The following is a 15,579-nucleotide window of genomic DNA, read 5'->3' as shown; positions in this document are numbered from 1 at the left end:
TCCGGCCCCGTCGCCGGACAGCTCCTGCAACCAGCCGGCGGGCCCGGGACGGCACGAGCGGCCACAAGTCGGGCATCGAGTTCGGGTCCTCGGGCATCCGTTCATGGTCTCGGGCACGAATCCGGGGCTCCGGGAGGAGCCGGTCCGCTGACTGACCCCGCGCCGTCGGCGGTGGACACGCCGGATACGTCCAGCCGCTTGCCGCTGTTGCGGTTGACCGGGACGTACCGGGCCTGGGTGTCCACCGCCGACGCGCCGGGAGGGGCGGGGGAGGCCGCGCCGTAAGCCTCCCCCGGTTCAGCTTTCTTCTTCGGGGCTGGACCCCTCAGGAGCGGGTCCAGCGCTGGTTGCTGCCGCCCGAGCAGGAGTAGAGCTGGATCTGGGTGCCGTTGGCGGTGCCGGCTCCGACGGCGTCGAGGCAGAGGCCGGACTGGACGCCGACGATGGATCCGTCGGAGTTGAGGCGCCATTTCTGGTTGTCGCCGCCCCAGCAGCTGTAGATCTGGATACCGGCGCCGTTACCGCTGCCGCCGGCGTCCAGGCACTTGTTGCCGTAGACCCTGAGCTCGCCGGACGCCGTCTGCGTCCACTGCTGGTTGGTGCCGTTGTTGCAGTCCCACAGCTGGACCCGGGTGCCGTCGGCGGTGCTGACGTTGGGCACGTCCACGCAGCGGCCCGAGCCGACGCCCCTGATCATCAGTCCGGAATCCCCGGGCGGGGTGGAGGAGCCGCCGTTGAGCGCGTTGAGGACGGCGGTGTACGCGGGCTTCTTGCTGCCGTCGCCGTTGAACAGGAGCGGGGTGTCCCCCGACCGCCAGGAGTCGGTGTCGCGTACGCCCCAGACGGTGATGCCGAGGCAGCGTGAGACGGCCAGGCAGTCGTTGGTCACGTTGGCGTACGTCGTGGACGAGGCGCCCTGGATGTCGAGTTCGGTGATGGCCACGTCGACGCCGAGGGCGGCGAAGTTCTGCAGCGTGGTACGGAAGTTGCTGTTGTAGGGGCTGCCGCTGTTGAAGTGCGACTGGAAGCCGACGCAGTCGATCGGCACGCCGCGCTGCTTGAAGTCGCGGACCATGTTGTACACGCCCTGGGTCTTGGCCCAGGTCCAGTTCTCGATGTTGTAGTCGTTGTAGCAGAGCTTGGCGGCCGGGTCGGCAGTGCGCGCGGTGCGGAAGGCGACCTCGATCCAGTCGTTGCCGGTGCGCTGCAGGTTGGAGTCGCGCCGCGCCCCCGTGCTGCCGTCGGCGAATGCCTCGTTCACGACGTCCCACTGAGCGATCTTGCCCCTGTAGTGGGCCATCACGCCGTTGATGTGGTCGATCATCGCCTGGCGCAGCGTGCTGCCGCTGAGGTTCTGCATCCAGCCGGGCTGCTGGGCGTGCCAGGCCAGGGTGTGGCCGCGCACCTTCTTTCCGTTCTGCACCGCCCAGTTGAAGACGCGGTCACCGGCGGAGAAGTTGAACTGGCCCCGCTGCGGCTCGGTGGCGTCGATCTTCATCTCGTTCTCGGCCGTCACCATGTTGAACTCGCGGCTCGCGATCGACGTGTACGCCGAGTCGCCCAGCCTGCCTGAGGCGATGGCGGTGCCGAAGTAGCGGCCGCTCTGCGCCGCTGCGGCGCCGAGCGTGCTCTCGGCGGCGTGGGCGGGCGCCGGCGCGGTCAGCGCGGCGGCCGCGAGGAGGCCGGCGGCCAGCGATGGCAGCAGGCCGCGGAGCGTGCGGCGGAGATCTGGGCGTGGAAGGGCGTACGAGCCCATGACGGTGCCTCCAGGGGATGGGTCACGAAGGGAAAGGAGTCGTCCGTTGCCACTCGGCACACGGACGTGATGAGCCAGAACCCGACAGCACGGAATCGCCGAGGACCGCGGTTGGGGCGGTCTCGCCCCGGCACGGGCGGCATCCGCTCGGCCTGCGGACGGTGGTGTTTCCGTACGGGCATGGAGGTGCTCCCCAGCGGCTCAGCCGGGGGCCGCCACACGGCGTCGCGTGACTCTCCGCTTGCGCGAAGAGCCGGGACGCACGGGTGCGGACCTCACCGGAGTGAAATTGGGAGCATCGGTGTGGAACGGTCTGACACGGGTGCTTCGGTGTGCGGATCTGTCGTACGGCGGTGCGGAGGGAGCTGCGGCGCAGCACCGCCCAGGGCGGCCGACGCGGTTCGAGATACCGAACAGCGACCGGACCCTCAGACAGGAATGATTGAGCCTTGACGGTGGATCGTCAACACCTTCCGCAGAATTTTCCGGTCTCGGGCCGAAAGATTTCAGACCCGAGCGATCAGCCGAGAGGTCACCACACCCCCGGCTCCATCACCAGTGATTGGCCTGCACCTGGCCCTGAGCCGAGACGAGCACGGACGCCAGGCGCTGTTCGCGGACAGATCTGCGGCAAGTCCTGACCGGAAGACCCTGATTTCCTGGCTCGCAGCGCTGGAACATCCGGAAATTCTTCGAAAATTTTCGGCACTGCGCCCCGGCCGGTCGCTCCGCAGTTCTGCCCGCACGGTGGGCACCTCAGAGGACCCGCCCGTAAAAGATCCGACAGCGCACCATGTCCGCGCCCGCCGGGGCCGCGCCTACCAGCCGGTTCAGACCAGAGTTGGAGCGTGTCGCACGGCTGTGCCCCACCGGGCCAGACTCTGGAGCGCGTCATCCGCAGAGGGGGAAGCAATGCACACACGTACGTCACGCAAGTCCGTGGCCGGCACCATGGCGCTGGGGCTGACCGCCGCCCTCGGGATCGCCGTCGCCGCGCCGGGCACCGCCGTCGCCGACACCGGCGACCGTACGCAGACGACGACCTGCGAGTCGCTGTGGGTCAACGACAAGAACGGCGCGACCCACGCCAGGCTCCGGAACTGCACCGTCACCTGGGGCAAGAACATCTACGACGGCTCCTACTGGCAGACCGTCCGGTTCGAACTGCTGGACGCCGCCACCGACGGTGTCTGCGCCAAGTCGAACGTCATCCAGTCACCGGCCGGAACATACGCACAGGCCAGCGAGTGCAACGGCGTGTGGACGAAGAAGACGGCGAGCTTCAACGGCCGGGCGACGAACTTCTTCATCCGCATCGGCTACGGCGCCAACTCGTCGTACGGCCACGTGTACACGAACGAGGCTCCGCCGGCCGGGTTCTGAGTGGGCCGACCGACGACCACACCCCGATCCGTCTCTCGGAAGTCTGTCCTCCTGCCCGTGGCGACCGCCCGGGCCCGATCAAAGGATGTGTCATGCGAGGAAGTCGACAGGCGAAGCTGGCCGCGCTGGCGGTCGGAATGATCATCACTCCACTCGCGCTTGCCGCGGGAGCCGCCGGGCCCGCCGCGGCAAGCGCGTCCTGCGGTCGTCCCGGGGTCATCATGGTGGGCGGCAGCGCACGGATGACCGCGGGCGTCAGCGCCAATATGCGCAGCGGCTCCAGCACTGCCTGCAAGGTCGTCGGCTGGGCCGACAACCAGGACTACCTCATCTACTACTGCTGGACTGTCGGCGAGAACGGCACCTGGACGTATCTCTACAACCAGCACGACGACCGGTTCGGATGGGTGAAGGACTCCCTGCTGCCCGGGAACGGAGCCGGACCCTACTGCGGCTTCTGATCCGTCGCAGCAGCCCTTCCAACGACCGGAGGTATCCATGAAGAACAAGCTCGTCCCGCTCCTCATCACCCTCGGGCTGGCCCTGGGCACCGTCGCGGTCGCCGCCGGCCCCGCATCCGCGAGTCCCGTATGCTCCACAGCCAGCTACGTGGAAGCCAGGACCACCATGTCGTACATCGCCGTGCCCTCCACCTCCGGCGGAGACACCTACTGCCACCTGCAGCGCGGCGCGGGCGGCGAGGGCGTCAAGACCCTGCAGACCTCGCTCTACCAGTGCTACTACCTGCGCGGGCCACGTCTGGCAGTGTTCAACATCGCCCGCGACGGCAGCTATGGCCCGAAGACCGAGGCCGCCGTCAAGGCTGCCCAGCAGTACCACAGGATCTCCGCCGACGGCATCTACGGTCCGCAGACCCGCAACTACATGATGCATTTCGGTAATTGGGAGGGCGACGTCGCCTGCGGCTACTTCGACACATCCGCCTAGGCAAGCCCACGATCCGCGGCTCGAGGGGGATCGGGAACTGAGCGGCAACCTCTCGTCCGGGTAGAAACGACGAACCCATGCCCCCGTGCGGCGCCCGCGCGGGGGCATGTTGGGTTGTCACGACCCTCTGCGGTGAGTGTCGGCCATGAGCGTCACGGCATCGCTGCCAAACCCCGCCCCAGCGGGGTAGCCGCATACAGGATCTGCGGTCCGTCCGGGAGGGCGATGACCAGTCCGGCTTCGCGCAGCACCTTGAGGTGGTAGCTGGTGATGGCGGGTGAGTTTCCGGTGCGGCGGGCGAGTTCGCCGCTGGCGCCGCCGTCGGTGGCTGCCCGGAGGAGGTCGGCTCGGGTGGCGCCCAGCAGGGATGCCAGTGGGTCGGTCCGGCGGGTGGTGGGTTCCGGTGTCCACCAGGTGGGGGTGCGGTCGACCGGGTAGACGACGACCGGTGGCAGCGCCGGGTCGATCCACGTCACCGGGGTGCGCCAGCAGAACACCGAGGGGATCAGGAGCAGTCCGCGGCCGTCGAGGTGGATGTCGCGGTCCGTGGGGTAGTCGGCCTCGAGCACCGGGGACTGCCAGCGGAGGGTGGGGCGCAGGCTGTCGAGGAGGCCGTCGGCGCCTCCTGCCATGAAGGCCCTGGCGCGCCGGACCCGGTCCGCTTCGATCTGGGCCTGGACGCGTGGCCAGCAGGGGCCCATCACGTGGGCGAAGTAGTCCTTGAGGGCTTGGCCGAGCACCGTGAGGGCCTCGAGTTCGCCGCGTATCAGCGGACCTGCCCAGGAGGGGATTCGGCTCAGGGCCGTCAGTTCGCGCGCGAGTTGCCGGCGCCGCGTGGACAGTACGGCGTCGATGCCCGCTTCGATGCCCTTCTGGGCGGCCAGCGGGGTGAGGAGGTCGGGGAAGTCGCCGCTCGGTGGGGCCAGGAGGCGGATGAGCTGGCCCACGCTGCGGGGGAGCTTCTCCAGCCGGGTCCGGGCTTCGGTGCGCCAGGCAGCGAACACGGCCCTGCCGTCGCGGTTTCCCAGCAGGTTGGCGCTCATGACCAGCTCCCAGAGCGGGTCCGGTTGGCAGGCGACCCGTGTGCGTCCCAGGTCACCGGACGAGAAGTGCAGCCGTAACACACCCATGCGCAGCCCCCCCGAAAACGCTTCCCCCCACGGCGGTCGGCCGTGGCGCCCTCTACTCCGTTAAGACGTGTGCGACGTGGTTCCACGTTCCGTCCGGTTTTTCGCGCCGGAGCCGACGTACGGGCTCGCAGTCACTCTGCCTTCGTTGGAAAGGCGCTGGTCAGCCGGTTGCGTCAGCCCGCGCAGGGGGCGCCGCCCCGCCAAAGGGTCACCGGATCGTAATTGAAGCTTTATCCAGGAAAAGCGGACGATCAGGGCATTTGATGCCACTGAATGTGGCTGCTACGCGGCAGGCGGGTGCTGGATCTCTAGGACGATCGCCGTGCCGGCGATCGTGCGGTCTTCGTGCATGGTGATCGATTGACCGGGCTGAAGCTGCCGCCACCTGGATGGGACAAGTGGGGCAAGACGCACGGTGGCCCGGCCTCCCGGGTCCATGGCAGGTGTGAACTCCACCCAGAGTCGGGCTACGTGGAGGTTGGGTTCGCCGGTCGGGGTCGTGTCTCCGATGTCCCACATGGGTCGCAGGACGCCGGCTCCGGAAAAGGGTGTCTGCCGGGTGGCCTCCTGCGGCGGCCTGAGGGTGAGGTCGGCCCGGATGATGCCGTGGCGCGTTTCGTAGCAGCGCCAGTGGCACCAGGCCGCGCTCCTTTCGAGGCTCATTCGCTCGGCGGCGGTGGCGAGGGTGTCCCAGAAGGTGAGCGGGAGCGGGTGGGCGTCGCCGAGTTCCTCCAGCAGGTCGAGAGCGACTTCCCACTCGTCGTGGGCGAGGTACTCCCAGACGTCGTTCACCGTGATGTCGTTCTCGGTGGCGACGGCTTCGGGGACGAGCAGCGAGGCGGCTTCCAGGAGCTTGGGGACGTCCATGCCTCGATTCTGGATGATGGCGGCTCTCTATGGCCGGGCCGGGCCGTCGGGGCGGGGGCGCATGCGGCGGAGGGCCGGGCGGGTTGCGGGCGGGGATTCTGGGGTGGCGTCGGTGAGGAGGGTGTCGAGGGCCGCGACCGTGGGGTGGTCGAAGAAGGTGCGGAGGGAGAGGGTGCCGCCCAGGTCGTTGCGGATGCGGCCGACGATTCTGGTGGCCAGGAGGGAGTGGCCGCCGAGGTCGAAGAAGCTGTCGTCCACGCCGATTTCGTCGAGGCCCAGGGTCTCCGCGAAGACCGCGCACAGGAGTTCCTGGCGGGGGGTGAGGGGGGCTCGTCGGGTGGTGGTCGGTGTGTGGCGGGGTGCCGGCAGGGCGGCGCGGTCGATCTTGTTGTTGGCGGTCAGGGGGTACTCGGTCAGGGGCAGCAGCAGCGGCACCATGTACGGGGGGAGTTTCCGCCTGGCATGGGCGTGGATGCTCGCGGTGTCCTCGGTGTCCGTCACGACGTAGGCGACCAGGGTCTTCTCGCCCGGGCGGTCCTCGCGGACCAGGACCAGGGCGCTGCGAACGTCGGGGTGCTCCGTCAGGACCGCCTCGATCTCACCGGGTTCGATGCGGAAGCCGCGGATCTTCACCTGGTCGTCGCCCCGGCCCAGGAACTCCAGCTCGCCCCCGGTGCTCCAGCGCACCACGTCGCCCGTACGGTACATCCGCTCACCGGCGTCGCCGAACGGGCAGGCCACGAAGCGCTCCGCCGTCAGTCCCGGGCGGCCGGCGTAGCCGCGGGCCACGCCCGGCCCCGCCACGTACAGTTCGCCCGCCACGCCCGGTGGCACGGGGCGCAGGAAGTCGTCCAGGACGTACGTCCGTACGTTGTCCAGCCCCGCGCCGATCGGTACGCCCCCGCCGGCCTCGTCCGGTGAGGCGAGAGGGCGGCAGGTCGCGAACGTCGTGGTCTCCGTCGGCCCGTACACATGCACCGCCCGCAGATCCGGGCACGTCTCGAGTACGCGGCGGAAGGATCCCGGCGAGACGGCCTCGCCTCCCGACCACACCTCCGCCACTCCGGCGAACGCCGAGGGGTCGTCCTGCGCCACCACGTTGAACAGCGCCGTCGTCATGAACAGGGCGCCCACCCGGCCGTCCGCCAGCAGCCGCCGGTAGTCCGCCACGTCCAGCCGGCCCGCCGGTGCCACCACCACGCGGCCGCCGCGCAGCAGCGGCACCCACAGCTCGTACGTCGCCGCGTCGAACGCCACCGGCGAATGGAACAGCACCCTGCGGTGCCCCTCACCGTCGAAGCATCCGCTGAACGCCAGGTCCACCACGTTGCGGTGGGTGACGACCACGCCTTTCGGCACGCCCGTGGAGCCCGACGTGAACATCACGTACGCAGAAGCATCCGGCTCCACCCGGGGCGGTACGAATTCCTCGGTGCCGTCCTGCGGCCGGTCGGAGACGACGACCACGGGTACCTTCGCCGTCTTCACGAGGTCGTGTTCCCGGTGGTCCTTGTCGACCAGCAGCGCCGTCACCCCGCCGGCCGACATCACCTGCGACAGCCGCTCCACGGGATGCCGGTCGTCCAGCGGCACGTACCGGCCCCCCGCCAGCACCACCGCGACCAGCCCCGCCACCTGCCCCACGGACCGCTCCGTCAGCACCCCCACCGACGACTCCGGCCCCACACCGGCCGCCGCCAGCGCTCCCGCGAGCCGCCCCGCCCGGCCCAGCAGCTCCGCGTACGAGAGCACCGCTCCGTCCGCGCCCTCCACCGCCACCGCGTCCGGAGTACGCCGGGCCCGCGCCGCCAGCAACTCCCCCAGCGACCCGTCCGGAACCTCCCGCTCCGCGCCGTTCCACTCCACCAGCACGCACTCGCGCTCCGACGGCGTGACCAGCTCGATGTCCGCCAGCCGTCTCTCCGGCCGCTCCGCGACGGCCTCCAGCAGCCGGACCAGCCGCCCGGCGAGACTCGCCACCGTCTCCTCGTCGAACAGCTCCGCGGCGTACTCCACCGTGCCGTGGATCCCCGCCGGGACGGCGTCGGACGTCCAGGTCTCGGAGAAGTCGAAGGACAGGTCGTACTTGGCCAGGTCCAGGTCGAAGGTGTACTCCGCGCAGGCAAGGTGGGCGAACTCCGTCGGCAGCGGAGTCTGGCTGTTGATCGTCACCGCGGTCTGGAACAGCGGGTGACGGCCGGGCTGCCGCTCCGGATTGAGGTGTTCCACCAGCCGCTCGAAGGGCACGTCCTGGTTCTCGTACGCCGCCAGGCCGGTGGTGCGGACCCGGGCCAGCAGGTCGGTGAAGGCCGGGTTGCCGGCCGTGCTGGTGCGCAGGGCCAGGTTGTTGACGAAGAAGCCGACCAGGTCGTGGAGGGCTTCGTCGGTACGTCCGGCGACGGCCGCGCCAAGGACGATGTCCGTGCCCGCGCCGATACGGGTGTAGAGGGCGGCCACCGCGGCCTGGCACACCATGAACATGCTGACCTGGTGCTCCGCGGCGATCCGTGTGAGCGCCCCGTGTACCGCCGCGTCGACGTCGAAGCGCAGGAAGCCGCCGTGGTGTTCGGTTCTGGACGGCCGCGGGTGGTCGTAGGGAAGTGCGAGCTCGTCGGGGGCGTCGGCGAGGGTGCGGCGCCAGAATTCCAGCTGTCGCGACGCCGGTGTCCGTGCGTCGCCCTCGTCGCCCAGCGATTCGCGCTGCCAGAGCGTGTAGTCCGCGTACTGCACCGGCAGCGGCTTCAGTGCGGGGGTGTCACCCGCGACCCGGGCCGCGTACGCGGTGCCCAGGTCCGTGAACAGGGGTGCGGCCGACCAGCCGTCGCTGGCGATGTGGTGCAGGGCGAGGACGAGGACGTGGTCGGTGGCGGAGATGCTGAACAGTGCGGCGCGGAAGGGCGCTTCCGCGGAGATGTCGAAGGTGCGCAGGCCCGCCGCCCGTACCGCCTGGGCGCGTGCCGCCTCGTCCGCGACGGTCGCCGTTTCCAGCGGCACCTCGGTCTCGTCGGGCGCGAGGATCCGCTGGTACGGCTGGCCCTGGGGGCCGACCGGGCATACGGTCCTGAGCGCCTCGTGCCGGGCCGCGACGTCGCGGAGGGCGGCGCGCAGTGCCGGGAGCTGGATCTCGCCGTCCAGCCTGATCGCGAAGGGGGTGTTGTAGAGGGCGCTCGGGCCCTCCAGCTGTTCCGCGAACCACAGGCGTTGCTGGGCGTACGAGAGGGGGATCGGGTCGGGGCGTTCCGTCGCCCGTACCGTCGGCCGGTCGACGAAAGTCGTCAGCCGCTGGTCGAGTTCGGTCACGGTGGGGTGCTGGAAGAGGGTTTTGACGGTGAGGTCCGCGGCCAGTGTCCTGCGGATGCGGCCGACCAGTTTCATCGCGGCGAGGGAGTGGCCGCCGAGGTCGAAGAAGCTGTCGTCCGGGCCGACCCGGTCCAAGTCCAGCACCTCGGCGAACAGGGTGCACAGGGCTTCCTGGCGGGGGGTGAGCGGTCGGCGCGGCGTCTGCCCCACGGGAGGCTGTTCGGGTGCCGGTAGTGCGCTGCGGTCGATCTTGTTGTTGGCGGTCAGGGGGAACGCGTCCAGCGGAACCAGCAGCGGCACCATGAACGGGGGCAGTTTCCGCGTCGCGTGGGCGCGGATCGCCTCGGTCTCCGTCGCGTCGGCGATCACGTAGCCGACGAGGGTCTTCTCGCCCGGGCGGTCCTCGCGTACCAGCACCGTGGCCCGGCGCACGGCCGGATGCTCCGCCAGGACCGCCTCGATCTCACCGGGTTCGATCCGGAAGCCGCGGATCTTCACCTGGTCGTCGTCCCGCCCCAGGAACTCCAGCTCACCCCCGGCACTCCACCGCACCACATCCCCCGTGCGGTACATCCGCTCGCCCGCGCCACCGAACGGACACGCCACGAACCGCTCCGCCGTCAGCCCCGGCCGCCCCTCGTACCCCCGCGCCACACCCGGCCCCGCCACGTACAGCTCCCCCGCCACCCCCGGCGGCACCGGACGCAGCAAGCTGTCCAGGACATACGTCCGCGCGTTGTCCAGCCCCACCCCGATCGGCACACCCCCGCCGACCTCGTCCGGCGAGGCCACCGGACGGCACGTGGCGAACGTCGTGGTCTCCGTCGGCCCGTACCCGTTCACCACTCGCGCACCCGGACACGCCTCGAGCACCCGCCGCAGCGACCCGCCGGAAATCGCCTCTCCCCCGGCCCACACCTCCGCGACGGTGGCGAACGCCGCCGGGTCCTCCTGCGCGACCAGGTCGAAGAGCGCCGCCGTCATGAACAGGGCGCCCACCCGGCCGTCCGCCAGCAGGCGCCGGTAGTCCGCGACGTCCAGCCGGCCCGCCGGGGCAACCACCACGCGGCCACCGCGCAGCAAGGGGGCCCACAGCTCGTACGTCGCGGCGTCGAACGCCACCGGCGAGTGAAACAGCACCCTGCGGTGCCCCTCGCCGTCGAAGCATCCGCTGAACGCCAGGTCCACCACATTGCGGTGGGTGACGACAACGCCCTTCGGCACGCCCGTGGAGCCCGACGTGAACATCACGTAGGCGGAGGCATCCGGCTCCACCCGAACGGGAATCACCGGCTCCGCGGACTCCAAGCGGTCGCCCACGACAATCACGGGCACGTCCGCTCCCCGCACCGAGTGGTCCTCGTCGACCAGCAGCGCCGCCACACCGCTGTCCCGCATCACCTGCGACAGCCGCTCCACGGGATAGCGGTCGTCCAGCGGCACGTACCGGCCCCCGGCCAGCACCACCGCCGCTGTCCCCACGACCTGCCGCACCGACCGCCCGGTCAGCACCCCCACCGACGACTCCGGCCCCACACCGGCAGCCACCAGCGAACCCGCCAGCCGCCCCGCCCACGCCACCAGCTCCGCGTACGAGAGCACCGAACCGTCCGCGCCCTCCACCGCCACCGCGTCCGGAGTGCGACGAGCCTGAGCCACCAGCAGCTCCCCCAGCGAGGCCGCCGGATGCTCTTTGCTGTTCCAGCCCAACAGCACACGCTCATCGGGCAGCAGCAGATCCGCCGAGGCGACAGCATCCAGGGAGTCGTCGCCGAGCTGGGTGAGGATCAGTTGGAAGCGGTCCAGGAGGGCCTCCGCCCCGGTGAATGCCCCGGGCTGGTGGTCGAGCTGGAGGCACAGGCCCTCCCCCGGCAGGACGGCCAGGATCAGCGGGTAGTGCGCGCTGTCCACGTCCTCCCGGAGTTCGACCTCGACGCCGTCCAGCAGCGGCCCGCCGAGTTCCCCGGGCGACGGGTAGTTGCCGTACGCGACCAGGGTGTCAAAGAGCGGCCCGTGACCGGCGGCCCGCTGGATCTCGGGCAGCCCGAGGTGCTGGTGCTCCATCAGCCGGGCCTGTTCGCCCTGTACCCGCTCGAGGAGTGCCGCCCAGGTGTCGTCCGGCCGGATCCGTACCCGGACCGGGACGGTGTCGATGAGGAGGCCCACCATGCGCTCCACGTGCGGGAGTTCGTGCGGGCGGCCGGAGACCGCGGAGCCGAAGACGACGTCGTCCTTGCCGGTGAGGGCGGAGAGGAGGACACCCCAGGCGCACTGGATCAGGGTGTTGACCGTCACGCCGTGGCGCCGGGCGGTGCGGCCCAGGGCGTCGGTGACGTGGTGCGGGAGTTCGCGGGTCAGGCGGTGCGGGATCACGTTCCGGTGGGAGGGCGGGGACGCGGTGACGAGGGTGGGGCCGGGGAGGTCCTCGAGGGCCCGGGTCCATGCGGTGTGGGCGGCCGGCTTGTCCTGGGCGGCGATCCAGGAGAGGTAGTTCTCGTAGGAGGTGGCCGGCGGGAGGGCGTTCGGGTCGCCGTGTGTGGCGTAGAGGGTCCACAGTTCCTGGGCGAACACCGGGACGGACCAGCCGTCGAGCAGGATGTGGTGGGTGGTGACGATCAGCCGGTGTTGGCCCGGGGCGAGGCGCAGCAGGAGCCAGCGGATGAGGGGTGGGGCGGTGAGGTCGAAGCGGCGGGTGCGTTCCTCGGTGACGACGGCGGCGGCGGCCGCTTCGGGGTCGGGGGCGTCGCTGAGGTCCCGTACGACGAGCTGCGGTTCGCCGTCGTCGTGGACGACCTGGAGGAGGGTGCCGTCGTCCTGGGTGTGGAAGCCTGCCCGCAGTTGGGGGTGGCGGGCCAGGAGGGCGGTCGCGGCGGTGCGCAGGCGGTGCTCGTCGGGGGTGCCGGTGATGTCGAAGACGGAGACGGCCGTGTAGACGTCGGTGTCGTGGCGGTCGTAGTCGGCGTGGAAGGCCATGCCGGTCTGCATGGGGGTGGCCGGCCAGACGTGGGTGAGGCGGCCGTGCGCGGCGAGGGCGTCGAGGGTGGGCTGGTCGGGGTGGGCCAGGGGGAAGTCGGAGGGGACGTGGCCGTGTACGGCGCCGGTGCGGGCGTGGGTGACGAGGCCGCGCAGGGCGGTGAACCAGGCGTCGGCTAGTTCGGTGACGTCGGTGTCGGTCAGGAGCCTGCCGGCCCAGCTCCATTCGGCGAGGAGGGTCGGGCCGTCGGCCGTGTCGAGGGCGAGGACATCGAGGCCGAGTGCGTGCGGCAGGGCCATGTCGGCGTCGGCGCCCTCGCCGAGCAGGTCGGCGCCGTCGAGCCAGTCGGCGGCGGTGACGCCGTCCTGGGGGAAGCGGCCCAGGTAGTTGAACTCCACGTCGGGTTCGGGGGTACGGGCGAGGGTGGGCGCGGTCGTGGGGTTGAGGTAGCGCAGCAGTCCGTAGCCGATGCCGTGGCCGGGGAGGGTGTGGAGCTGTTCCTTGACCCGGCGCAGGGCGGCGCCGAGTGCGTCCCCGCCGTGTTCGACGTCCCGCCAGGGGGTCGGGCCGGGGTCGAGGCGGACCGGGTGGACGGCGGTGAACCAGCCGACCGTACGGGAGAGGTCCAGTCCGGGGCGGAGCTCCTCGCGGCCGTGGCCCTCGAGTCCGATCAGTACGGCGGTGGCGGCGTCGGGGTCGCGCCGGGTCCGCCAGTGGGCCAGGGCGAGGGAGAAGGCGGTCAGCAGGACGTCGTTGACCTGGGCGCCGAAGGCGGCGGGCAGGTCGGCGAGGAGGGCGCGGGTGGTGTCGGCGGGCAGGGCGAGCCGGAGGCGGCCGGCGGTGGCGTGGGTGTCCCGCGCGGGGTCGAAGGCGAGGGGGCCGGGCAGGGTGGCGGGGGTGTCCAGGACCTCGCGCCAGAAGGGGAGTTCGGCCTCGCGCGCTTCGTCGGCGAGGAGCCGGGTCCAGGTGCGGAAGGAGACCGCGGGGGCCTCGAGCACCGGGGGGTGTCCGGCGCGGGCGGCGGTCAGGGCCGTGTGGAGGTCTTCGCGCAGGATGCGCCAGGAGACGCCGTCGACGACGCGGTGGTGGGCGACGAGGATGAGGTACGGGGGGCCGTCCGGCGTCCGCGGGGCGAGGCAGCGGGCCTGCAGGACGATGCCGTGGTCGGGGTCGAGGTGGAGGCGGGCGTCCTCGGCGAGGGCGGTCCGGTCGCCGTCGCGTACCCACTCGAGGATGTCTTCGGCCCGGACGGTTCCGGGGGCTGTCGTTCGGGAGCCGTGCAGCCGCAGCATGTCGTGGCGGTCGAGCAGGGCCTGGAGCGCGGCGGTGAGGTGGGGCCGGGTGGTTCCGGCGGGGAGGGAGAGGCCGAGGGACTGGTGGTAGCCGGTCTGCGGGCCGGGGCGGGTGTCCAGCCAGGCGGTGATCGGGGTGGGGAGCAGGGTGCCGATGCCCGCGCCGGGGTCCTCGGCGGGCGTCTCGTCGGTGGCGACGGGTGCGGCGAGGGTGGCCAGGGCCTGTGGGGTGGGTGAGGCGAACACCTGGCGCGGGGTGATGCGCAGGCCGGCGCGGCGGGCGGTGGAGACGAGCTGGATCGCGGTGATCGAGTCGCCGCCGAGGGCGAAGAAGGAGTCGGAGACGGCCACGGCGGGCAGGCCGAGTACCTCGCCGAAGAGGTGGCACAGGGTGTTCTCGGTCGCGTCGGCGGATCCGCCCGGGGTGGCGGGGTCGGGTGCGAGGACCGGGGCGGGCAGCGCGGCGCGGTCGACCTTGCCGGACGTGTTGTGCGGGAGGGCGGGGAGGACGACCACGGTGGTGGGGACCATGTAGTGCGGCAGGCGTTCGGCGCAGTGTTCGCGCAGCCCGGCGGGCGGGTCCGTGTCGCATACGGCGTAGGCGACGAGGTGGCGGCGGCCCGCGTTGTCGGTCCAGGCGGTGACGGCGGCCTCGCGGACGTCGGGGTGGGTGCGCAGGGCGGCCTCGATCTCGCCCGGTTCGATGCGGAAGCCGCGGATCTTGATCTGATCGTCGAGGCGGCGCAGGAAGTCCAGCTGTCCGTCGGGCAGCCGGACCGCCAGGTCACCGGTGCGGTACATGCGTTCGCCCGGGGAGCCGAAGGGGCAGGCGACGAACCGTTCGGCGGTCTGGGCGGGGCGTCCCAGATAGCCGCGCGCGAGGCCCGGGCCCCGCAGGTAGATCTCCCCGGGGACGCCGTCGGGGACGGGGCGCAGCCGGTCGTCGAGGAGGTGGACGTGGCTGCCGAGGCAGGGGGTGCCGATGGGCGGGCGGCGCAGTCCGGTGAGGGGGGCGGAGAGGGTGGCGGTGACGGTGAACTCGGTGGGGCCGTAGCCGTTGCGGACCTCGGCGCGGTCGGCCCAGCGGGCGACGAGTTCGCGGGGCACGGCCTCGCCGCCCAGGACGACGGAGCGCAGGGTCGGCAGGGGGCCGTCGGGGAGGGAGGCGAGCATGCCGACGGAGAGGTCGGCGTGGGTGATGCCCTGCCGGTCGATCAGCGCGGCGAGTTCCTCGCCCACCACCTGGTCGGACTCCTCCGGCAGGACCAGGGCGGCGCCCCGGGTGAGGGCGGCCAGGAGGTCGGAGACGGACACGTCGAAGCTCGGTGAGGCCGCCTGCAGCACCCGGTCGCCGGGACCCGTCCCGGTCGCGCCGCCGTGGGTGGCGGCGAGCGCGGCGAGGCCGGCGTGGGTGACCGCGACGCCCTTGGGGCGGCCGGTGGAGCCGGAGGTGTAGATGACGTACGCGGTGTTCGCCGGGCCGTACGGGCGTACCGGCACCGGCAGGTCCGCCGGCCCGTCCGCGAAGGCGTCGACGGCCTCCGGGGCGTCCGGCGGCAGCACCGGCCGCACCGTACCCCCGGTGACGACCAGCGCCGCCGCCGCGTCACGCAGCATGCCGGCCAGACGCGCCGGGGGCAGGGCGGGATCGAGGGGGAGCCAGGCCGCGCCGGTCATGGTGACGGCGTAGAGCGCGCAGACGGCGCCGACGGAACGGGGCATGGCCACGGCGACGACGTCCTCGGCCCCGATCCCCCGCCGGACCAGGATCCCGGCGAGCCGGGCGGCCCGGGAGCGCAGTTCGCGATACGTGACCTGCTCGTCCCCGCGGATCAGCGCGACGGCGTCCGGAGTGCGGTCGCACTGGGCGCCGATCAACTCGGCCAGCGTGTCCGGCCGCGGGGGGACGTCTGCCGTCGGTGCCATCGC

General features: G+C 71.7%; 7 protein-coding genes. 3 read left to right on the top strand and 4 right to left on the bottom strand.

The window, feature by feature from the left end:
- Nucleotides 1–325 precede the first annotated feature (325 nt).
- Nucleotides 326–1,756 carry an endo-1,4-beta-xylanase gene (locus tag SRB5_RS05685; RefSeq protein ID WP_153450285.1) on the bottom strand — a complete coding sequence of 477 codons (1,431 nt, stop codon included), beginning with the start codon at nt 1,754–1,756 and terminating at the stop codon, nt 326–328.
- 912 nt (nt 1,757–2,668) lie between these two features.
- On the opposite strand from SRB5_RS05685, the gene SRB5_RS05680 reads away from it, so the two are divergent.
- The 3 genes from SRB5_RS05680 (at nt 2,669) to SRB5_RS05670 (ending at nt 4,087) form a co-directional block, all read left to right on the top strand.
- Complete coding sequence (locus SRB5_RS05680; RefSeq protein WP_153450284.1) at nt 2,669–3,139, top strand: hypothetical protein; 471 nt, start codon at nt 2,669–2,671, stop codon at nt 3,137–3,139.
- 92 nt (nt 3,140–3,231) lie between these two features.
- Nucleotides 3,232–3,600 (top strand): SH3 domain-containing protein, encoded by a 369-nt coding sequence (locus tag SRB5_RS05675; protein ID WP_153450283.1) that lies wholly within the window; start codon nt 3,232–3,234, stop codon nt 3,598–3,600.
- A gap of 37 nt (nt 3,601–3,637) precedes the next feature.
- Nucleotides 3,638–4,087, top strand: a complete 450-nt coding sequence (locus tag SRB5_RS05670) for a peptidoglycan-binding domain-containing protein (RefSeq protein ID WP_153450282.1) — start codon at nt 3,638–3,640, stop codon at nt 4,085–4,087.
- 152 nt (nt 4,088–4,239) lie between these two features.
- On the opposite strand, the gene SRB5_RS05665 is transcribed toward SRB5_RS05670, so the two are convergent.
- The 3 genes from SRB5_RS05665 to SRB5_RS05655 form a co-directional block, all read right to left on the bottom strand.
- A complete protein-coding gene (locus SRB5_RS05665; protein ID WP_194292842.1) occupies nt 4,240–5,130 on the bottom strand; it encodes an ArsR/SmtB family transcription factor in 891 nt (296 codons plus the stop codon).
- A 369-nt stretch (nt 5,131–5,499) separates the two neighbouring features.
- Nucleotides 5,500–6,084: a hypothetical protein gene (locus tag SRB5_RS05660; protein WP_153450280.1), complete on the bottom strand. Its 585-nt coding sequence runs from the start codon at nt 6,082–6,084 to the stop codon at nt 5,500–5,502.
- A gap of 27 nt (nt 6,085–6,111) precedes the next feature.
- Nucleotides 6,112–15,576: a non-ribosomal peptide synthetase gene (locus SRB5_RS05655; protein WP_153450279.1), complete on the bottom strand. Its 9,465-nt coding sequence runs from the start codon at nt 15,574–15,576 to the stop codon at nt 6,112–6,114.
- Between the last annotated feature and the right edge of the window lie 3 nt (nt 15,577–15,579).

The organism is Streptomyces smaragdinus (assembly GCF_009604385.1).
Classification (GTDB): Bacteria; Actinomycetota; Actinomycetes; order Streptomycetales; family Streptomycetaceae; genus Streptomyces; species Streptomyces smaragdinus.
This window is presented reverse-complemented; position numbering and strand designations above follow the sequence as displayed.

Coding starts and splice junctions, on each gene's coding strand:
- SRB5_RS05675 (WP_153450283.1), top strand. CDS start 3,232: ATGCGAGGAAGTCGACAGGCGAAGCTGGCCGCGCTGGCGGTCGGAATG.
- SRB5_RS05685 (WP_153450285.1), bottom strand. CDS start 1,756: ATGGGCTCGTACGCCCTTCCACGCCCAGATCTCCGCCGCACGCTCCGC.
- SRB5_RS05665 (WP_194292842.1), bottom strand. CDS start 5,130: ATGAGCGCCAACCTGCTGGGAAACCGCGACGGCAGGGCCGTGTTCGCT.
- SRB5_RS05670 (WP_153450282.1), top strand. CDS start 3,638: ATGAAGAACAAGCTCGTCCCGCTCCTCATCACCCTCGGGCTGGCCCTG.
- SRB5_RS05655 (WP_153450279.1), bottom strand. CDS start 15,576: ATGGCACCGACGGCAGACGTCCCCCCGCGGCCGGACACGCTGGCCGAG.
- SRB5_RS05680 (WP_153450284.1), top strand. CDS start 2,669: ATGCACACACGTACGTCACGCAAGTCCGTGGCCGGCACCATGGCGCTG.
- SRB5_RS05660 (WP_153450280.1), bottom strand. CDS start 6,084: ATGGACGTCCCCAAGCTCCTGGAAGCCGCCTCGCTGCTCGTCCCCGAA.